Raw genomic sequence first — 20,760 nt, forward strand, 5'->3', positions numbered from 1 at the left:
GCATTCGGCTACCGGGACAGGTGGGTTCCACCGCGCGGTACGAGTTCCCTCGGCGTGACGGCGAACCGGCTGACGGCCCGCAACTCACCGTCCGCTGTGCGGTCGGGTGTCACCCTCCACCGTGACCCGGCCGCCTCGAGGTGCTGGCGGGAACCAGTACCAAGATCGCTCGCCGACACGGGAAACCCATCCGGACGATGCGGTTTGTCCTGATATCTATATCTTGTCGCTGTGGGCTGTTCGCCCAGACACGCACAGTGCCTCGCCCCAGCAAGAGCGACATGTGGAGTCATGTCCGCAGGCCGGAGCCTGGGTCGAGGTCTGGACCGTCGACCGTTTTACCCTCCATGGCATCAACCGGTACCGGTGTCGGCTTTTGCCGATATGCCGGCCTCGAGCGTTGCCGGAATTGCGACGCGTTCGGTGCCCACGAAATGGAAGTCCTGGCAGTCGTGAGCCGCTGCCATGGTGGCCGACCCCATCGGTCCGATGAGGGGGAGTCCGTGGGGGCAGGATGGCGTCCGGGGCGCCCCCACCGAGTACGAGCAAGCCTTCTGGCGGAGCCAGGAGCAAGTCCCGCGGTCCGCCTGAACCATCAAGATCGGACTCTACGAAACTCGGGGCAGCTCTGTTCCGCTCGGAAGCCGCCTTCGCTTCCTTCGCTGGCGTCTCACCAATCCCTGCCTCCTCTGGGCTCACCAACTGGCACCGGCTCAACCGGAGTGAAGACCGGTAGCTCAACCGCCCAATGCACACGATCCCCCTGATCCGCATGCGGCTCGCCCCCGCCACGAAGGCGTACGTCGCCCGTCGAATCACCGAGGGAATGACCCCTCGCGACGCACAGCGATGCCTCAAGCCACCATTAGGCGTAGACCGTGTCGTTGGGGAAGTCGTTGGCGTCATACACATCGATACGGTCAATGGCGAAGCGGGCGGCCTAGCCGGCCGCTCTCGACACGGCTATCTCCATGCCGGGCTGGAGCGCCCCGACTCTGTAGAAAACGGTGGGACCGGGCGGGATGGCGACGCGACGTGCCAGCGATGATCGCGGTGCCGTCCGTGCCCTGGTGTGGGGCCCACCCACCCACCCACCAGCCCGCCAGCGGACGCAACGGGACGGAGTCCTGCCCACGTCCACCATCCCCCTTGATCACGACCAGATACAGGCCCTAACCGTCCACGAGCTCGTTAGGCCCGGTTCGTTGAGGCGCTGGGCGTCGATCCACATAGTTCGAGGGTCGTATGCGCGCAGCCACCATGCCGACTCGCGGGAAGGCGGTTCAGGGGAGTGGGGTGCTCGAAACGAAGCCGTCCGGGACGCGTGGTTCAGGGTGATGCGACGGTGCGGTGCCGACCCCCGCGCTGGACCGGAAGCCCACGATCTCGTCGCTCCTGTCCGCGCCGGAGCCCGGTTCGAGGGCGGTCACCTGTCGAACGCTCCGACCCTCGCGGCGTGATCGAAGCCGCGAGGGTCGGAGCGGCCGTCAGGCCTGGGACCACTGCACGCGGGTCCGCCGCGGGGTGTGGGTGCGCAGTGCTTCTGCGAACCACGTGAACACCGGTGCCAGGCTGGGAGGGACGGGCCATCCGTTGATGGCGGCCAGCAGATGCCAGTAGCGCTCCGCGCGGGGGTCGCCGGCGACATCCAGGCGTGTCAGCAGCCAGTGGCGCAAGCCGGCGTCGTCGGCGCGGCTGAAGGTCTGCGCGTAACGGGCGGTGAGGGCGTCGATGATGGGTGCGGCCTCGGCCGAGGCCGGAGCGATGTCGGCATCGAGTGCACGGCCCACGCTGTCGCGGACGGTCTCGGTGAGGTCGTGGTGCAAGCCGGTGACGTCGCCTTGGGCGCGCTCGGCTGCCTGGTACTCCGCCATGCGGCGGACGGAGGCGCGGAAGTCGGGGTCCTGGGTGAGTTCGGCGAGTTCCACCCAGGCGTCGACCTGATGGGGTTCGGGGTCGTCCGGCAGTTCGGGCATGGCCGAGCGCATCATGTCGACGAAGTCGGCGTTGGCGTCGAACCCGCCGAAGGTGTCGTCGATGAAGTCGGTGATGAGGCGTCTGCGTTCGTCGTCGGAGAGCTTGGCAAGCTTGTGCATGAGGTCCATCTCCTCGGGGGTGGAGCCTTTTCGGGCCACCGCTCGCAGCACCGCGCGCCGCAGTCGCAGAGTACGGATCTGCACCTCCAGGGCATCGGCGTGCGCGGCCGCGACCTCGGGCACCGAGACCTCCCGGTCCAGCACCTGCCGGATGACGGAAAGGTCGAGCCCCAGGTCACGCAAGGTGCGTACCAGATCCAGACGCGCCAACGCGCCGATGTCGTAGAGACGGTAGCCAGCCGGGCTTCGGTCCGTCGGCGGCACGATTCCGGTGTCGGAGTAGAACCGAATGGTCTTGACCGTCAGCCCGGTCCTCCGGGCCAGGGCTCCGATCGTGAAGAGCGTGTCGCCGTCCATGCCTGCACCTTCATGCCTCCCCCGACGGGAGACTCAAGCCCAGTCTCCCTGCTGGTGCTTCCGCGCCCGACGGGCAGAGCCGGGGTCGTCGATCCCGAACCAGCGTTGCGATGGTGGGCGCGGGGCGGTTCCAGCGACGCGGCCGGCCCCGGCGCACCGGGCGGCCGCCGCCCGTCGGCCTGAGTCCGGGGCGTGCCGTGGCGGTCGGCCGTCATCGCTGCCACATCATCATTGTCCGACACTTATGATCGCCCGTCACTCCTCTTGCTGTGAATCCAAAGCTCTTCCTGCACGCTTCTTGTGCCACCCGATGGGCGGTGTTAGCTTCGCTGCGTTGGTTGTCAGACAATCCTGGCGACGCCGAGTGTTCAGCGGCTGCCCGGTGAGTTGACAGCCCGAGCCGATTTCGACGCCCTCCACGGGCGCCGGTTCCACCACCGTCACAGCACCGCCATCCACGAACGAACGTCGCCACAGGCGCCGGCGCACGGCCGCGTCCTCCCTCGGGAGGAGGGGGCCGAGGAGGCAGATATGTCGACCCCACAGAGCAGCTCCCACTCGGAGGCCCTCCGTCTCGATCACGTCACGCTGGAGTTTCCCGGGACGCATCGCCCGGCGATCGAAGACGTGTCGTTCAAAGTCGATCGCGGCAGCGTCGTAGCCGTCATCGGGCCCAGCGGGTGCGGAAAGAGCACCATCCTCAACCTGGCCGCAGGGCTGCTCACCCCCACCGAGGGCCAGGTCTTCTACTCCGGTGAGCCCGTAGCCGCGGTCAACTCCGACGCGGCGTACGTGACCCAGCAGTCGCACCTGCTGCCCTGGCTCAGCGTGGAGGCCAACATCGGCCTGGCGCTGAAGTTCCGCAGGGTCCCCAAGGAGGAACGCAAGGAGCGGACCGCCCACTGGATCAAGCTCGTCGGCCTCACCGGATTCGAGCACCACTTCCCGCGGGAGCTGTCCGGCGGTATGCAGAAGCGCTGCGCCATCGCGCGGGCGCTGATCTACGACCCCTCCATCGTGCTGATGGACGAGCCGTTCGGCCCGCTCGACGCCATCACCCGGCTCGAACTCCAGCAGGAGCTGCTCAACATCTGGCGCGAGCAGAACGGCACGCTGATCTTCGTCACGCACGACCTCAACGAGGCCATCTACCTCGCAGACGAGGTCATCGTCATGTCCAAGGGCCCCGGCACCATCCGCCGCGTCATCAAAGTGCCCTTCGAACGACCGCGCCGGATAGGTGAGCTGGTGGAATCCCCCGAGTTCTCCGAGCTCTACAACGACCTCTGGAGCCTGTTCGCCGACGAGCCCAAGGCCGCCGCCTAGCGCCACGTCAGGCACCGTCCGCCCCGTCGTGACGCTCGGCAGACGCTGCCTGAAGCGAACCGGCGCGCTGCGGCCCACGGTCCCGGCACCTTCGTCAACCCGAAGCGCACCGCCCCCGGGTCCCGGGGAGCCTCGCGCCCCTGATCCGTCTCTGTCACGCGGGTCGCGCCGTCATGCCCATTTCCGCCTGACGTCGCGCCTGCCGCCCAGTTAGGTTCCCAGTTTTGATATCGATCACGGAAGAGATCGCGGTACCCAGTCCGCCCGAACGCGTCTGGCAGGTCATCTCCGATCCCTCGGCCGTCGTCTCATGCATCGGCGGAGCCGAACTCGGCCCGTCGCACGACGACGGGTCCTTCGACGGCACCCTGGCCATCAGGTTCGGCGGCCTCCGGGTCAAGTTCGCCGCCAGGGTCTCCCTCGACCTGGACGAACCCGAGCACCGGGGCGTCCTCTCGGCCAGGGGGGCCGACGGTCAGGGCGCCACCCGCTTCAGCGCCGGCGCCACCTTCAGGGTGAGCGAGGGGGAGACCCCCGGCACCTCGCGGGTCTTCTGCGACGGCGAGATCAAGCTCAACGGCAAGCTCGCCAAGCTGATCGAGTCGGGCGCCGGGATGGTGGTCTCCCGGATGACCAAGGAGTTCACCGAGCAACTGGTCAGCGCCTGCGCGGTACCCGCCGAGCCCCTTCCCCCCGCCCCCGCCGAGCCCACGACGCAGGCCCCCGCCGCCCACCCCGCGACCGGGCGCGGCACGCCCGGCCCCGCCGGGGCGCAGCCCAGGTCCACCGGCCTGTTCGCCCGGCTCCGCGCATGGTGGGCCGGTCGCAGAGGAGGGCGCACGGCGCAGGCGGCCCGCCCTTCGGAGAACCGGAACGGCGAAGTACTCGACCAGGGAGGACGGCGATGACAACGTCCAGGCTCAACAAGGTGATCGGTGCACTGGACGCGGGGCAGCACGTCTTCGCGACCTTCTCCGCGGCCGACCCGGCCTCCGCGGTCGAGCTCAGCAACTCGGACTACGACGCCGTTGTGTTCGAGATGGAACACAAGCCCTGGGACATCAACGCGCTCAAGGACAGCTTCCAGTACCTGCTCAGCCGGCGCCGGGTGTACGAGGCCGACAGCCTCGCACCGGACGTCACCCCCATCGTGCGTATCCCCGCCAACGGTGCGGAGCGGGCGCAGTGGCACGCCAAGCAGGCGCTCGACCTCGGGGCGTTCGGCATCATCTGGCCGCACATCTCGACGGTCGACGAGGCGCGTAACGCCGTCGCCGCCTGCCGCTACCCGCGCCTGCCCGACGCCCCCCGCCACGACCCGCCCGGCCTGCGCGGGGACGGACCGCACGCGGCGACCCGCTACTGGGGCATTTCCAACATCGAGTACTACGCCCGGGCCGACGTCTGGCCGCTCGACCCCGAGGGGGAGATCCTCGTCGGCCTGATGATCGAGGACCAGCTCGGCATCAAGAACCTCCCGGACATGCTCGACCAGGTTCCCGGTATCGGACTGATCCTGATCGGCGAGGGCGACATGAGCCAGGAGCTCGGCTTCCCCCGCCAGTACGAGCACCCCCAGGTCCTGGAGTGCAAGCGGCGGATCCTCGACATCTGTGCCGAGCGGGGCGTTCCCGTGGGCCACCCGCACGTCACCGCCGACAACGTCAAGCAGGTCGTCGACGACGGATACCGCTTCCTGATGTCGGCCCCCGTACGCACCTACCCAGGCCTGCGCAAGGGCCGCGAGCTGACCGGCCGGGACTGACCGGCGCCGCCGTCCGCCCGCCCTCACGAGAACCACCGCACCGCGAGCTTCGGAGCACATCATGATCATCGACAGTCACGGTCACTTCACCACGGCGCCTCCGGCGCTGGGGGAGTGGCGCCGGAAACAGATCGAGGCGTTCGAGGAGTCGGGAGCGCGGGTCGCACCCGACCAGCTCCACATCACCGACGACGAGATCCGCTCCGCCATCGAGGGCGGGCAGCTGAAACTGCAGGTCGAGCGAGGCACCGACCTGACGGTCTTCTCGCCGGGCGCCGGCAAGATGGCCCACCACTACGGCGACGAGCGGACCAGCCTCGACTGGTCGCGTGTCAGCAACGACCTGATCTCCCGGGTGTGCGGCCTCTTCCCCGAGCGGTTCGTCGGCGTGTGCCAGCTTCCGCAGTCCCCCGGCGACGCGCTGCCCGCCTCCGTACGCAACTCCGTCGAGGAACTTCAGCGCTGTGTCGAGCAGTTGGACTTCGTCGGCTGCCTCCTGAACCCCGACCCCTCGGACGGCTACTACCAGGCGCCGCCGCTGACGGACCGGGTGTACTACCCGCTCTACGAGAAGATGGTGGAGCTCGACGTCCCCGCGATGATCCACGTCGCGATGTCGAGGAACCCGGCCATGCAGGGCACCTGCGCCCACTACCTCGCCGGTGACACCGCGGCGTTCATGCAGCTGTGCGAGTCCGACCTGTTCAAGGACTTCCCGACACTGAAGCTGATCCTGCCGCACGGCGGCGGCGCCGTCCCGTACCACTGGGGCCGCTACCGGGGAATGATGCAGGACCGCGGCCGGCCGCCGCTGGAGGAAGCCGTCCTGCGCAACGTCTACTTCGACACCTGCGTGTACCACAAGCGCGGCATGGAACTGCTGCTGGACATCATTCCCGCCGAGAACATCCTCTTCGCCTCGGAGATGATCGGCGCCGTCCGCAGCGTGGACCCGGAGACCGGGCGCCGCTTCGACGACACCAAGTACACCCTCGACTCCATCGACGGCCTGAGCGACACCGACCGGCAGGCGGTCTACGGAGGTAACGCGCTCCGGGTGTTCTCCCGGCTCGACGGCGTCCTGAAAGCGCGGGCGACGGCCGCGGCGAACGTGAAGGAGAACCACCGGTGAAGGTCTACGAAGCGCTCGCCGAGGCGTTCGTCAAGGAAGGCACCACCGACGTCTTCGGCATGATGGGCGACGCCAACATGCACTGGATGGCCGCGCTCGCCGACCGCGGCGTCCGGCTCTACGAGGTACGCCACGAAGGCTCCGGGCTCGGCATGGCGGACGGCTGGGCCCGCGGCGCCGGGGTACCGGGCGTGGTCACCACGACCAGCGGCCCCGGAGTGTCCCAGCTGGCCACCTCGATGCTCTGCGCGAGCCGGGCGGGCACCCCCCTGGTCGCCTTCTGCGGGGAGACCCCGCTGGGCGACGAGGGCGCGACCCAGTACCTCGACCAGCGGCGCTTCGCCGCCGCGATCGAGTGCGAGTTCATCCAGGTGACGCGGCCCGAGAACGCCCAGGAGGCCGTACGCGACGCCTTCTACCTGGCCAGGACCAGGTCCAGGCCGGTCATGATCAGCGCACCGTTCGACGTGCAGGTCGCCGAGATGGACGACTACGACGAGGACTACGTACCGTCCACCGCCCTGATCGAGAAGTCCCGGCTCCTGCCCGACCCGGCCAAGGTCCAGGCCGCCTGCGACCTGATCCAGAACGCCAAGCGCACCGTGATCATCGCGGGCCGGGGGGCGCGCCGTGCGGAGTCCGGCGAGGAGATCCTCGCCCTGCAGGACCGTACCGGCGCGCTGCTGGCCACCACGCTGCAGGCGAAGAACTGGCTCTGCGACCGCACCGAGTTCCACGTCGGCCTGTCGGGCCTCTTCGGCGACAAGCTGTCGATGGAACTGCTTCAGGAGGCCGACTGCGTGATCGCGGTGGGCGCCAGCCTGAACCACTACACCATCGAGAGCGGCTACCTCTACCCGGAAGCCACGTACATCCAGATCGACACCGCCCCGCACCTGGTAATGGGCAACGGCCGTACGGCGGACTGCTATCTGCAGGCCGACGCGGTCAGCGCCCTCACCGAGCTGACCCGCGTACTCCAGGAGCGGTCCGTCCGACTGGAGGGCTTCCACACCGGCGAGGTCCAGCAGCACCTGGCCGCCAGGGCGCAGCCGCCGGCCGAGTACGTCCAGGAGCCCGGACGGCTCGACCCGCGTGAGGCGATCTGGATCCTCGACCACGAACTCCCGGGCGATTTCGGGCTGGTGCTGGGCAGCGGTCACCAGACCGACTTCGGCACCATGCTCTTCCAGCGCTCCCGCGACGTGCTCTCCAACTACGGCATGTTCGGCGCCATCGGCCAGGCCCCACTGATCGCCATGGGGCAGATGGTGGCCAAGGGCAACAAGCCGGGCTTCGTCGTCGAGGGCGACGCCAGCTTCATCATGCACCTCTCCGAATTCGAGACGGCGTGCCGCTACGACATCCCCCTGCTGGTCGTCGTGATGAACGACCAGGGTCTGGGCGCCGAGTACCACAAGGCCAAGGCCAAGGGCCTCGACCCGGACCTGGCGACCATCTCCACGCCCGAACTGGGCACGGTCGCCCAAGCGCTCGGCGGTGGCGGCGCCACAGTCCGTACCGCGCAGGAGCTGCGCGACGCGCTGGCGGAGTACGTACGCGAGCCCCGGCCCACCGTGATCGACGTCCGGATCACCCGCGAGGTGCTGAGCACCCCGTACCGCCGGATCCAGTACGGCGAGGACGTGTGAGCGGCGTGAACGGGACACACCCGACGGAGCCGCTGACCGTGATGCTCGGCGACCACCCGCACACCCGGCCGCTGCGCGACGGGACCGTGCCGGTGCCCGGAACGGGCTGCGAGTTCCTGACGTCCTCCCCGCTTCCGCCGGCCTTCGCGCGGATGGTCAGGGAACTGGCCTACGACATCTGCGAGATGCCGATGGCCACCTACCTCCAGGCCCGGGACGTCGGCGTCCCGGTGACGCTGCTGCCGGTGGTGCTGGTCGGAAGCACCCACCACCGCTCCCTGACCAGGCTGCCCGACGACCCCGAGATCACCCCCGGCGACCTCGTCGGACGGAGAGTCGGCGTTCGTGCCTACGGCCAGACCACCGGGCTCTGGGTGCGGGGCTGGCTCGAGGAGGAGTACGGCGTCAAGTCCTCCGACATCACCTGGGTGACCACCGAGGACGTCCACGTCGCCCAGTACGCCAGCCCTCCCTACGTGGAGCGGTCGAAGGCGGGACGGGTCGTGGACCTGCTGACCGCCCACGAGGTCTCCGCGGCGGTACTCGGTCCCAAGGCGATCGGCGGCCAGGGCGCGGGCCTCGTTCCGCTCGTGGCCGACGCCGAGGCGGCAGGGCTGGCCTGGACCGAGCGGCACGGAACCATCCCCGCCAACCATCTGCTGGTGGTCCGCGACGACGTACTGCGTACCCGTCCGGACGCCGTACTCGGTTTCTACCGCGCTCTGAAGCAGTCGATCGCGGACACCGCCGGCCTGCGTGACGACTCACCCGCCGGGCGCGCGGTCGGCGCCGGGTGGAGCGACTCGCTGACCACCTGCCTGGAGGTCGCCGGGCGGTACGCCCTGGAGCAGGAGCTCATCGGGCGGCCGGTGGACGTCGTCGCGACCGAGCGGATGACGGCCTACCTCGACCGGTGACGGGACCGGCCGAACGAGGTGCGCCGCGGGGACGCGGCGCACCTGCTGAAGACCACGGAGAGGAGGAGCGGAGATGAGAGAGCCGGTAGGGCTGCGCAAGCGGGGCAACCCGCCCACACGCAAGCCGGAGGTCTGGACACCTGACCTGCTCGAAAAGGTCGCATGGCGGCTGAAGGCGGCGAGCGAGCCGTTCAGGGGTGTGGCCACCTCGGACGGAATCGCGCCGGGAGTGTTCCGGCTGCGGGACACCGGGGCCGACGTCAGCAAGGTGTACCTGGCTGCCGAGGACTACCTGGACGGACTGACCGAGGAGCAGCGCACCGAGGGCCGCTTCCCGATGGACGACGTGAGCTGGCGCCACTGGAACAACGGCGCCCGCTACTTCCTGCGCCACGGTCTGCTGCTGGAGGACTTCGACGACGCGGGACGCGAACGTGCCCTCGCCGTAGTCCGGGAAAGCCTCAGCGTCGACGGCTACCGCCAGATGATCGACCTGATGCGGCTCAATCTCACCATCGGCGAGATGAGCGACAACACCCACGGGCTCAACGAGTGGCTGTACTGGTTCTCCGTCTACGGCGAGCCGGAGAACGGCGGCCCCTGGGGCTGGCAGATCGACGGACACCACGTCAACATCAACTGCGTCTTCGTGGGGGACCAGATGGTCCTCACCCCCTCCTTCCTCGGCGCCGAGCCGGTGATCGCGGGGTCCGGGAAGTACGCCGGGACGGTGGCCTTCCGGGGCGAGGAGGCCCTCGGCCACGAGCTGTTCACCCAGCTCGACGGCCGGCAGCGGGGGCACGCGGTCATCGCCGACGAGCTGCCGAAGGAACTGGCCGTCGGGGCCTTCCGGGACAACTGGGAGCTCGACTACGCGGGACTGCGCCTCGCCGACATGTCCCCGGGCCAGCGGGACACCGCGCGCCGGCTGCTCGGGCTGTACGTGAACCGGGCCGCCGACCACCACGCCAGGGTCCGGATGAACGAGGTCCTGGAGCACGAGGGTGACACCCGCTTCGGCTGGGTCGGGGACCCCGACGGCACCTTCTACTACCGCTTCCACAGCCCGGTGATCCTCGTCGAGTTCGAGCACATGGCGGGCGTGCTCTTCGACAACGACTACCCGTCGCGCCGGCACATCCACACCATGGTCCGCACCCCCAACGGCAACGACTTCGGCATCGACCTGCTGCGGCAGCACCGTGAGCGCCACCACACACCGCACGGCCACCATCACCACCACGGCTGAGGGCCCGATGAACGTGACACAGAAGAGGAGTCGAGAGATGAAGCTGGTGCTCGGCCGCGACGACCTCGCGGCAGCCGCATTGACCGCGGCCCGTGAAGCGGGCGCCGAACCGGAGCGCGTCGCCGTCAAGCCGGTGCACAAGGCCTCCAGGGGCTTTGTGAACAGGTCGGAGGCCGACCTGTGCGAACTGGCGATCGTGACCGTCCTGCAAGCGCTCACCTACGGCAAGCCGGTGCTGCTGCTGCCCGTCACCACCCTCGGACGCCACCAGCACCAGACACTGGTGTCCCTCGGCGGCCTGTCGGTCACCGACGTCGAGGGACACAGCGTGGGGGTACGGGCCTGGAGCCAGACCACCGGGGTGTGGATGCGCGGCTTCCTCACCGAGCAGTACGGCGTCGACCTGCGTAAGGCCGACTGGACGACGTACGAGGGCCACCACGTCGAGGGTGCCGAGGACCCGTCCTGGGTGAGGCGCGCACCCGAGGGGACCAAGCTCCCGGCGGACTTCCTCGCAGGCCGGGTCGACTTCGGGATCATGGGCAACGAACTGCCCGCCGACGACCGGATCCGCACCGCCGTCGAGGACGCCCGCGCGGTCGCCGAACAGTGGGCGAAGGACCAGGGCTTCATCCCGGTCAACCATGTCGTCGGCATCTCCGAGCAGGCCGCCGCCGAACACCCCGAGGCCGTCCTCGCCGCGTACGACGCGATGAAGGCGGTGCTCGGAACGGGTGAGCAGGACGGGCCCTTCCCCCTGCACCCGGTCGGCTTCGAAGGGCTGCGGGCCGCGTTCACCAAGGCGGCCTCCTACGCGCTGGAGCAGGACGTAATCCCGCGCGCCGTCGACTACGACGAACTCGTCGAGCGGTCCTGCGCGGCCCTCGGCGTCCCACCGGCCAGGCTCGGCGGCTGAGCACCGCCGCGCGGGACCCGGCCGGACAGCGAACAGAACAGAGAACGAAGGACGGACGATGGACAAGCTCACGGTGGTACTCGGAGACTTCCCGCACGCGCGGCCGCTGCTGGACGGCGAGACCGGACCGGACGGGTACCTGGTCGAGCCGGTGGAGGTCAAGCCGGTCATCGGCGCCTACCGGCGGATGATCCGGGACCTGGAGTTCGACGTGTGCGAACTGGCCCCGGTCTCCTACCTGATGGCACGGCAGGCGGGTGTGCCGCTCACCGCTGTCCCGGTGTTCCTCAACCGGCGCTTCCACCACGGTGACGTGCAGTGCGCCGCCCGCTCCGGCATCCGGGTCCCCCGCGACCTGGAAGGACGCCGGGTCGGCGTGCGCGCCTACTCCGTGAGTACAGGCGTGTGGGTCCGCGGTGTGCTGCGCGACGAGTACGGCGTGGACATCGACAAGATCACCTGGGTGGTCGACGACGACGATCACGTCGAGGGCAGGGTGCCTGCCAACGTGGAGCGCGTCACCGACGGACGCTCCCTCGGCGAGTTGCTGCGCGCCGGAGAGATCGACGCCGCGCTGACCGGCAACGCCGGCACCGGACGTGCGGGCGCGCCCAAGGCGGGCTGGACGGCTGCCGCCGAACCGGAGGCCGGTGGCGATGACAGCCCCTACCCGCTGTTCCCGGAGGCCGGGACCATCGCCGTCGACCATTACCTGCGGACCGGCGTCTACCCCCTGCACTCCCTGATCTCGGTCCGCACCGAGCTGGTCGAGCGTGACCCGGAGCTGCCGTCGAAGCTGTACGCCGCGTTCGCCGAGAGCAAGCGCCGGCACCTCGCGGCGCAGCCCGACTGGTCCGCGGTGCCCCGGCTCGCCCGGCAGGGCCGCGCCATCGCCGCGGACCCCGTGCCGTACGGCATCGAGGCCAACGAGGCCAGCCTGCACGCGATGGTGCGCTTCGCCGAGGACCAGGGCCTGCTCGACCCGGGAACCGTCACCGGGCTGCCCTCGCTCTTCGCCGCCGGCGACTACCCCAGAGCCTGAGCCCCGCACCCAGCACACCCCCCAGACACAAGGACAAGGAGCACCCCGTGGACGTCGTCGACGCACACTGCCACATCATCTCCGAGGACCAGGCCCGCTACCCCAAGGCGCCGATCGGAGGCAAGCAGTCCGAGTGGGCGGCCAGCCGCCCCGTGACCGCCGAGGGCATGGTCAGCCGGATGGACGAGACCGGCATCGACCAGGCCGTCCTGGTCCAGGCCACCACCAACTACGGCTACGACAACTCCTACGTCCTCGACAGCAGCCGCCGGTGGCCGGAGCGCTTCGTCGCCGTCGGCACCGTCGATCCGCTGCGCCCGGACGCGGCGGAGAACCTCAAGGCCGCGGTGGGCGAGGGCGGGCTCGCCGGGGTCCGGCTGTTCACCAGCGGGAGTACCGTGCCCACCCAGGGCGAGTGGTTCGTCGCCCCGGAGACCTTCCCCTTCTGGGAGCAGGCGGGCGAACTCGGCCTGCCGGTCTGCCTCCAGATGCGCCTCGGCCCGGCCACCGGACAGTTGGTGGAACTGCTGGAGCGCTTCCCCGGTGTCACAGTGCTCCTCGACCACATCGGCTACCCCGACGTAGCCGCCTCGCCGGCCCGCGCGGGTGAGGAGGTCGCGAAGCTCGGAGCTCACCCGGGTCTCCACCTCAAGCTCACGCACCGCAATCTCGAGCGGTTGCAGGACGCCGGAGAGCGGGCCGCCGACTTCCTCGGACCGGTCATCGACGCGTTCGGCGCCGAGCGGATCGCCTGGGGCTCCAACTGCCCGGCGGCCGAGCAGACACTGCCGGAGCTCCTCACCCTGGCGAACGACGTCCTCGTGGAGCTGCCCGAGTACGTCCGGCAGGAGATCTTCGCGGGCACGGCCCGGCGGCTCTACCCGTTCCTCGGCCGGCGCGGGAACTGATCGTCGTGCGGTCGGCTACTGTTCCCGCCTCGGTTCCCACGTTGACGGAAGAGAAAGGCGGACCAGGTGGACAGCGAAAGCACCGGTGTCACGTCCAAGGCGTCGGCCACCCGCTACAGCCATGCCTACGAGGGGCTGCGCACGTTGCTGCTGTCGGGGAGCATCGAGCCGGGGACACGGCTGACCGAAGCGGACCTCACCAGGATGTTCGATGTCTCCCGGAGCACGATGCGTACCGCGCTGGCCAGGCTCACGCAGGAGGGCTACGTCACCAGCGAGGTGAATCGCGGGGTGCGGACCAGGAGCTTCTCGGTCGAGGAGGCGGCGGACATCCTGGAGGCCCGCGAGATCCTGGAGGCCGCCCTCGCCGGCAAGGCGGCGGAGCGGGCGACCCCCGAGGAGATCGAGGGGATGCGCAGCACCCTCCAGCAGATGGAGGAGGCGCAGTCGCGTGGCGACCAGGACGCCTACTCGCGGGGCAACCGCAGCTTCCATCAGCAGATCAAGCACGCCTCGCACCAGATCACCCTGGCCCGCGCCTACGACACCCTGCTGTACCCCCTGGTGATGCGGCAGTACCGCAACCTCTCCGTGCAGCACCCGAGGACCGGGTCGCTGGAGGAGCACCAGGTCATCTTCCTGGCCATCGTCACGCGCAACCCCGACGCCGCCAACGCGGCGATGCGCCATCACGTCGGCTCCGCCCGCAGGGCGCTGCTGCTGGACAAGTCCCCACAGCCACCGCGCTGACGTCACGTCAGGCAGCCATCGCCCCGTCGCGAACGCTGCCTGACGTGGCACCGGCGGCCGGTGACCGGGGCGGAGAGGAACACATGGGCCGCCCCACCGCCCACACCGAAGCGGGATCCGTCGAAGGCGTCCACTGCCGCGACCGGAGCATCGCCCTCTTCCGGGGCATCCCGTACGCCGCACCACCCGTCGGTGAACTGCGCTGGAAACCGCCGCAGCCCCCGGTGGCCTGGGACGGGGTACGGCCCGCCGACCGCTTCGGGCCGATGTGCCCGCAGGTGCCGACCGCCGGGACCGGCGTCGACATGCCGATGAGCGAGGACTGCCTGAGCCTGAACATCTGGACGGGCGCGGCCTACCGTGAGGAGCGGAGGCCGGTCCTCGTCTGGATCTACGGCGGCGGATTTCGTGAGGGAACCGGGGCGAACCCCCGCTACGACGGCGAGAACCTGGCCCGCTCAGGACTCACCGTCGTCACCTTCAACTACCGCCTGGGTGCCTTCGGTTTCCTGGCCACACCCGAGCTGAGCGCCGAGTCGGACAACCGGTCCTCAGGGAACTACGGGCTGCTCGACTGCCTGGCCGTGCTGCGCTGGGTGCGTGACAACATCGGGCACTTCGGCGGCGACCCGGACCGGGTCACCATCGCAGGGCAGTCGGCGGGCGCCGGCATGGTCAACTTCCTGGCCATGTCCCCGCTGGCCAAGGGCCTGTTCCGGAGGGCGGTCGCACAGAGCCACGCACGCCACCCCGGTGATCCCGAACTCCGCTACCTGTCCACGTCCTACCGCACGTCGACGGCGGCCGAGACCGCCGGCGATCGTTACGCACGCGCCCATGGCGCGAGCACGGCGGATGAACTACGGTCCCTGCACTGGCGCAAACTGATCGACGGCAACCACCCCGTCGACGTGAGCGTCGACACCGGCGGCCCCGCGTCACCGCCGCTGTTCCGGCCCGTCGTGGACGGCTGGGCACTGCCCGCCGGCTACGACGAGACGTACACCAAAGGCCTGCAGAACGACGTCGACTACCTCGCCGGGAACAACCTCGACGAGGCCGGCGCAGTCCCGGAGGCGATGGCGGCAGCGCTGCGCGTCGGCCGCCGCAGGACCAGGCCCGGCGCGCCGGCGGTCACCACCACCGTCGAGCAGCATGTCACCGCCGCGCGCCGGAAGTTCGGCCCGCTCGCCGACGAGTTCCTCCGGCTCTACCCGGCCGCCACGGATCACGAGGCGGCCAGGGCGGGCAGCGAGGCGGCGCGCGACAACTCCCGTATCTCCACCTACCTGTGGGGATCGGACTGGACCCGCCGTGTCGCCGGCACACTGCACACCTATTTCTGGACCCACCGCACCCCGGCCGGGGACGGAGGCCCGCGGCGGGCCGGCCACGGCTCGGAGATCGACTACGTATTCGGCAACACCACGGCTCACATCGGCACATGGACCGAGGCGGACCGCGAGATCGCCCGGGTCGTCTCCGCCTATTGGGCCAACTTCGCGGCCACCGGAGACCCCAACGGCCACGGTCTGCCGCACTGGCCGGCGTACTCGGCCGACGCACGCACCGTCATGGAGCTCGGTGCCCGCTGCCGCCCGGTCCCCGTGTCCGATCCGGTGCGCACCGACTTCTGGACCCGCTTCTTCCGTACTCAGCAAGCTTGGTGAACAAGGGAGTTCCCATGAACCACCGCATCAACCGTTCGCACCTCGCGCTGGCGACCACTCTGCTGTGCGGCGCCGCGTGTCTCACCGCCTGTGCCGGAGACGGCGGCTCCTCGTCGGTCGGCTCCGACGGCAAGACGACCGTCTCGGTCGGTGTCAGCGGCAATGTCTTCGACATGTCCATCCGCCTGGCGGAGGAGAACGGTTACTTCGACAAGCACGACATCAAGATCAAGTATGTGACCCTCACCGCGTCCACCGGCACGTCCGCCCTGCAGTCGGGCTCGGTGCAGTTCCTCAACTCCAGCCCGACCAGTTTTCTCGCCGGGCTCAGCAAGGGGCTGCCGGAGCTCTCGGTCGCCACCAACGGCGGCGGCAACCCGCTGGGCATCGTGGTCAGCACAGACTTCGCCAAGAAGCACAAGCTGACCTCCGACACCCCCGCCGACAAGGTGGCCGAGGCACTCGCCGACTCGATCGCCGGCGCCAGCTCCGCCAACACCAAGGCCGAGGCGGGAATCTTCCTCAAGGCCCACGGGGTGGACCCGGACAAGCTGAAGTGGGTCTCGCTGCCCAGCCCGGCCGCCGACAAGGCCGCCCTGGCCAAGGGCGAGGTCGACTGGTTCATCACCTCCGAGCCGATTCCGCTCCAGGTCCAGCACGAGGGAGACGGCGTAGTGGTCGCCGACCCGACCAAGGTCCCCGAATGGGCCTACGAGCAGGCGGGGTACGGCCAGGTCGTGGTCGTGAAGCAGGACTACGCCAAGAGCAACTCCGCCACCGTGAAGGGCTTCGCCGCTGCGGTGCACGAGGCGACCGCCTACCTCGACTCCCACCCCACCGACGACAAGGCCGTCCTGGCGGCCGCGCGCAAGAGCCTGCCCGGTGTCCCCGACGACGTGCTGAGCAAGGCCGTGGGTGAGGTGGACTGGCCCGCCTCGGCCAAGCAGGACGAGGAGGGCTGGAAGAAGACCGTCGCCTTCGTGAAGGACGGCATCGGAGCGGTCCCGGACGCGAGTGTGTCGTCCGACGACTGGACCAACACGTACCTGCCGTGACACGGCCGAACCGAACCGGAGAGGAGCAGAACATGGCAACCGTCACGGACAATGCTGTGACCGAGACCACCACAAAGGCATCGGGGCGCCCCGCGAAGAGGGCGCAGCCCCGCGCGCAGAGTACTGCCACCGTCATCGTGCTGCGCGTCCTGGTGATCGTTCTGGCGCTCGTGCTGTGGCAGGTGATGAGCGGCCCCGTCGTACCGGAGTACGCGGTCAGCAAACCCACCGACGTGTACGACGCGCTCACCGGCATGCTGGGCTCCTCCGCCGGGTGGAACAACATCTGGGTGACCACGGTCGAGGTGTTGTCCGGCTTCGGTCTCGGGGTGGCCGCCGGTACGGTCATGGGCCTCTTCCTCGGCTCCTTCCCGCTCCTCGGGCGGGTCCTGGAGCCGCTGGTGGCGGCCGTCAACGGCATCCCGAAGATCGCGCTGGCCCCGCTGTTCCTGCTGTTCTTCGGCATCGGGCAGTGGTCGAAGATCACCATCGCCATGACGGGTGTGGCCTTCGTGGTCTTCTACAACATCTATCTGGGGCTCCGGCTGCGGGAACGCGAACTCGTCGAGGTGGTCCAGGTGATGGGGGGACGCAGGCACCACGTGCTGGGCTACGTGACGATACCGACGCTCGCCGCACCGTTCTTCGCCGCGCTCAAGACCGGCGGGCCGCTGGCCATCCTCGGTGTCATCGGCGGCGAGTTCATCGCCTCGTCCGAAGGAGTGGGGCACGAGCTGTTCACCGCGGCCCAGAACCTCGACGCTGCCTCGGAGTTCGCCGGCCTGATCGTGCTTGTCGCGCTGACGCTCAGCCTCAACGGGGTGCTGACCGCTCTCGACTCCTACGCGCTGAAGCGGCTCGGCCTTGCGGCCCGCCGCCGCCCGCAGACCAAGAGCTGAGCAGCCGCGCGGAGCGACGCACAGCACACTCGACCCGGCTTCAGGAAAGGACAGTTCCGCCCATGAACGTACCTCCGAACGCCTCACCGGACGCCCCCGGGAACCAGCGGCCCCCGGCCCCGCTGCGGTCGTCCCGCAGAACCGTACTGGCAGCCTTCGCCGCCACCGCGACGACCGCCGTGCCGCTGCTGGCCGGCACTCCGGCCGACGCCTCGGCCAGGCAGCCCCGTGACCATGACCTGCTCTACGTCGGTACCTGGGGCGAGAACCAGTTGCACGCCGTCCGCTTCGATCCGGCCGACGGGTCCATGACCTCCCTGGGCGCCGTGGTGGAGGTCAGCTCCAACTGGGTCGTGGCCCACCCGTCCCGGCCGCTCCTCCACGTGGCCGGCGCCGAGCCCGGCGGATTCGTCCGCACCTTCCGGGTCGACGACCGCAGCGGCGCGCTCATCAAGACCGGGGAGATCGAGACGGAGGCCGTCGACGGCGCCAGCGGAGGGCTGTCGTACATCGGACTCGACACCTCCCGGGGCGTGCTTCTGGTCGCCGACTTCGCCACCGGCTCCGCGGCGGCCGTCACGGTCCGGCCGGACGGTTCGCTGGGTGCCGTGACCTCCAGCATCCAGGACACCGGCTCCGGGCCGAACCCACGTCAGGCCGGCCCGCACGTCCACCATGTGGTCCTCGACCCGAGCGGCCGGTTCGGTCTCGTCGCGGACTTCGGCGCCGACCGGGTGTTCGTCCGGGACTACGACCGGAAGACCCGCCGGCTCTCCGCCGGAGCGTCGGAACGCTCCTACGCCACGGAACCCGGTTCGGGTCCCCGGCGTCTGGCCTTCCACCCGAACGGCTGGACGGTGTACCTCCTGAACGAGCTGACGGCGGACATCGAGACCCTGCGATGGGACGCCCGTACCGGGGAACTCACCGCCAGGCAGCGTATGACCACGAACGCCCCCGGCCACACCGGTACCACGAGCGCCGCGGAACTGGCCCTGAGCGGCGACGGCAGGCATGTCTACGTCTCCAACCGGGGCGACAACACTCTGGTCGTCTTCTCAGTCGACCCGCGGACCGGACTGCTCAGCGAGGCCCAGCGCCTCTCCTGCGGGGGCACCACCCCGTGGAGCCTCTCCCTGCACCCGGGAGGCCGCTGGCTGTTCGTCGCGAACAAGGCCAGTGGGACGGTGAACCTCTTCCGGGTGGACCAGCGCTCCGGGCTGCTCACGGACACCGGTATCTCCGTCCCGGTCCCCGCCGCCGACTGCGTCGCGATCCACCGGGTACGTCGCTGAAGCCTCCCGCCCCCTCACAAGGCGCCGCCGGATCCGCCAGGATCCGGTGGCGCCTTGTGAGGCGCTCCGGGCGGTTCCCCCCGCGTCCGGCGGGCGGACCGGGACAGGGCGAGCACGGCGATTCCCACGGCAGCCGCGGCGAGCCCTCCGGTCAGCAGCGCGCCGCGCGGTCCGGCCGTTGCCCCGATCCATCCGACGAGCGGCGCGCCGACGACGGTTCCGCCCATCCAGCCGATCGTCCACAGAGCGACCACGCGGCCGCGCATCCGAGGGGCCGCCTCCAGCTGCATCAGCGTCTTGGCCGACGAGTTGAAGGTGATGGATCCGACGCCGACGAACAACAGCGCCGCGAGTGCGAGTGGCAGGTTCGGAGTCAGGGCGGCGGCGCAGATCAACGCCCCCCAGAGCACGGCCGAGACACACAAGGACCGAGTGGTGACACGGGTCTGTCGTACCACCAGGAATCCGCCCAGGACACCGCCGGCGCTCATGACGGCGGTCGCCGCGCCGAAGCCCTCCGGGCCCGCATGGAACACAGAGGTGGTGAGCAGGGGGAGCGTCACCGGGAACTCCCAGGTCAGGATGCCCGTCACATAGACCATGATCATCGGCTGGAGCAGTTGGGGAGTGCTCCGGACATAGGCGATCCCGGCGCGGATCTGTCCCTTCGCCGGTACCTCGCGCTCGGTGGGCCTCATCTCCGCAGTGCGCAGGGAGAGGAGGCTGACGACCACGGCCACGAACGACAACGTGTCCAGCGCGAAGCACGGGGTCACTCCGAGGGCGGCGATGGTCACCCCCGCGAGCGCCGGTCCGACGAGCTTGGCCGTGTTGACCAGGGTGGAGTTGACCGCGATCGCGTTCGGCAGGAGATCACGGTCGACCAGCTCACTGATCAGGCTCTGGCGGGCCGGACTGTCGAACACGTTGACCACACCGAGCAGAAGCATGATCGCGACAAGGAGCGGAAGGTTCACCAGTCCGCCCCACGACAGGGCCGTCAGCAGCGCCGCCAGGGCCCCGAAGCAGAGCTGGGTGCCCGTGAGCAATCGACGGCGGTCGTGACGGTCCACCACGAGGCCGCCCCACGCACCCAGGAGCACGATGGGCAGATAGCGGGCGGCGGTGACCATGCCGAGCATCGTTCCGCTGTGGGTCAGTTCCAGTGCCAGCCAGCCCACGGCGACGGACTGCATCCAGTTGCCGGCCACCGAGACGGTCTGACCGGCCATGTACAGCCGGTAGTTGCGGACCCCGAGCGAGGCGAGACCGCGTCGGCGTGCGGGGGCGTCGGCACGGGCCGCGCCCCGCCGTCGGCGGTTCACGGTGTTCACGGGCGCTCCGGCGCGCCGGAGACCACGCACGCACGGCGGCCGTGCATGGGGAGCGGAGCGGTGGACGGGGCGGCGTGGAGCCGAAGGGATGTCATGAAGCCCCTCCCGGGAGCCCGGAACCGGACGGTGCCGGAGCCGCGCGTCGCGAAGCGAGTGACGTTCTGGCTGACTCCGGAGCCGCGCCCGCAGCACGGCCAAGAAAGTTTCTTGCCGATACTAGTTACCGTACGGCATGAAGGTCCGGTGTGCGTGCGCTTCCGTCTCTTCGTCGAAGGCTGTGGCTGTCCTGTGAGGCTCTATCAGGCGTTCTGTGGTGGTTTGAGTGGTGGGGCTTCGGCTGAAACGGGTCGCTCCTGGCTCGCGTTCAGCTGCGCTGTTGCCTTCAGGAAGTACGCAT

Annotated in this window: 18 protein-coding genes; 16 read left to right on the forward strand and 2 right to left on the reverse strand. The window is 69.6% G+C overall.

The genetic code is table 11. The annotated features are described in order from the left end of the window. Positions 1–514 precede the first annotated feature (514 nt). On the forward strand, positions 515–736 hold the full coding sequence (locus ACGFNN_RS06490; RefSeq protein ID WP_393553541.1) for a transposase: 222 nt from the start codon (positions 515–517) through the stop codon (positions 734–736). A gap of 751 nt (positions 737–1,487) precedes the next feature. Here the strand turns inward: ACGFNN_RS06490 and ACGFNN_RS06495 are convergent. Next, complete coding sequence (locus ACGFNN_RS06495) at positions 1,488–2,453, reverse strand: MerR family transcriptional regulator (RefSeq protein ID WP_393553543.1); 966 nt, start codon at positions 2,451–2,453, stop codon at positions 1,488–1,490. Positions 2,454–2,984: 531 nt separating this feature from the next. Between ACGFNN_RS06495 and ACGFNN_RS06500 the strand changes: the two genes are divergently transcribed. The 15 genes from ACGFNN_RS06500 (at position 2,985) to ACGFNN_RS06570 (ending at position 19,029) form a co-directional block, all read left to right on the forward strand. Next, positions 2,985–3,779, forward strand: a complete 795-nt coding sequence (locus tag ACGFNN_RS06500; protein WP_393553545.1) for an ABC transporter ATP-binding protein — start codon at positions 2,985–2,987, stop codon at positions 3,777–3,779. Between the two features lie 224 nt (positions 3,780–4,003). Then, the gene (locus ACGFNN_RS06505; protein ID WP_393553547.1) at positions 4,004–4,687 is read left to right on the forward strand and encodes an SRPBCC domain-containing protein; all 684 of its coding nucleotides are present in this window, start codon (positions 4,004–4,006) and stop codon (positions 4,685–4,687) included. Further along, entirely contained in the window at positions 4,684–5,544 is an 861-nt protein-coding gene (locus ACGFNN_RS06510) for an HpcH/HpaI aldolase/citrate lyase family protein (RefSeq protein ID WP_393553548.1), read from the forward strand. Before ACGFNN_RS06505 ends, ACGFNN_RS06510 begins: the two co-directional genes overlap by 4 nt. A 61-nt stretch (positions 5,545–5,605) precedes the next feature. Continuing rightward, positions 5,606–6,676: an amidohydrolase family protein gene (locus tag ACGFNN_RS06515; RefSeq protein WP_393553550.1), complete on the forward strand. Its 1,071-nt coding sequence runs from the start codon at positions 5,606–5,608 to the stop codon at positions 6,674–6,676. After that, the gene (locus ACGFNN_RS06520) at positions 6,673–8,328 is read left to right on the forward strand and encodes a thiamine pyrophosphate-binding protein (protein ID WP_393553552.1); all 1,656 of its coding nucleotides are present in this window, start codon (positions 6,673–6,675) and stop codon (positions 8,326–8,328) included. Before ACGFNN_RS06515 ends, ACGFNN_RS06520 begins: the two co-directional genes overlap by 4 nt. 5 nt (positions 8,329–8,333) lie before the next feature. Continuing rightward, positions 8,334–9,245 (forward strand): hypothetical protein, encoded by a 912-nt coding sequence (locus tag ACGFNN_RS06525; RefSeq protein WP_393553553.1) that lies wholly within the window; start codon positions 8,334–8,336, stop codon positions 9,243–9,245. A gap of 73 nt (positions 9,246–9,318) precedes the next feature. Beyond that, a complete protein-coding gene (locus tag ACGFNN_RS06530) occupies positions 9,319–10,494 on the forward strand; it encodes a DUF3500 domain-containing protein (protein ID WP_393553555.1) in 1,176 nt (391 codons plus the stop codon). A gap of 37 nt (positions 10,495–10,531) precedes the next feature. Further along, positions 10,532–11,410: a hypothetical protein gene (locus ACGFNN_RS06535; RefSeq protein WP_393553557.1), complete on the forward strand. Its 879-nt coding sequence runs from the start codon at positions 10,532–10,534 to the stop codon at positions 11,408–11,410. 58 nt (positions 11,411–11,468) lie between these two features. Then, complete coding sequence (locus ACGFNN_RS06540) at positions 11,469–12,452, forward strand: ABC transporter substrate-binding protein (RefSeq protein WP_393553559.1); 984 nt, start codon at positions 11,469–11,471, stop codon at positions 12,450–12,452. A 47-nt stretch (positions 12,453–12,499) separates the two neighbouring features. After that, positions 12,500–13,360, forward strand: coding sequence for an amidohydrolase family protein (locus ACGFNN_RS06545; RefSeq protein ID WP_393553561.1), 861 nt, complete (start codon positions 12,500–12,502; stop codon positions 13,358–13,360). A gap of 66 nt (positions 13,361–13,426) precedes the next feature. Then, entirely contained in the window at positions 13,427–14,110 is a 684-nt protein-coding gene (locus tag ACGFNN_RS06550; RefSeq protein ID WP_393553563.1) for a GntR family transcriptional regulator, read from the forward strand. A 44-nt stretch (positions 14,111–14,154) separates the two neighbouring features. Next, a complete protein-coding gene (locus tag ACGFNN_RS06555) occupies positions 14,155–15,780 on the forward strand; it encodes a carboxylesterase/lipase family protein (RefSeq protein WP_393553565.1) in 1,626 nt (541 codons plus the stop codon). Positions 15,781–15,794: 14 nt separating this feature from the next. Further along, complete coding sequence (locus ACGFNN_RS06560; RefSeq protein ID WP_393553567.1) at positions 15,795–16,835, forward strand: ABC transporter substrate-binding protein; 1,041 nt, start codon at positions 15,795–15,797, stop codon at positions 16,833–16,835. 32 nt (positions 16,836–16,867) lie between these two features. Beyond that, positions 16,868–17,734: an ABC transporter permease gene (locus tag ACGFNN_RS06565; RefSeq protein WP_393553569.1), complete on the forward strand. Its 867-nt coding sequence runs from the start codon at positions 16,868–16,870 to the stop codon at positions 17,732–17,734. Positions 17,735–17,796: 62 nt separating this feature from the next. Further along, positions 17,797–19,029 (forward strand): lactonase family protein, encoded by a 1,233-nt coding sequence (locus tag ACGFNN_RS06570; RefSeq protein WP_393553570.1) that lies wholly within the window; start codon positions 17,797–17,799, stop codon positions 19,027–19,029. A gap of 14 nt (positions 19,030–19,043) precedes the next feature. Here the strand turns inward: ACGFNN_RS06570 and ACGFNN_RS06575 are convergent, their stop codons facing one another. Beyond that, positions 19,044–20,363 (reverse strand): MFS transporter, encoded by a 1,320-nt coding sequence (locus ACGFNN_RS06575; RefSeq protein WP_393553572.1) that lies wholly within the window; start codon positions 20,361–20,363, stop codon positions 19,044–19,046. Between the last annotated feature and the right edge of the window lie 397 nt (positions 20,364–20,760).

The sequence above is a fragment of the Streptomyces sp. NPDC048590 genome, assembly GCF_043199535.1.
Lineage (GTDB): Bacteria > Actinomycetota > Actinomycetes > Streptomycetales > Streptomycetaceae > Streptomyces.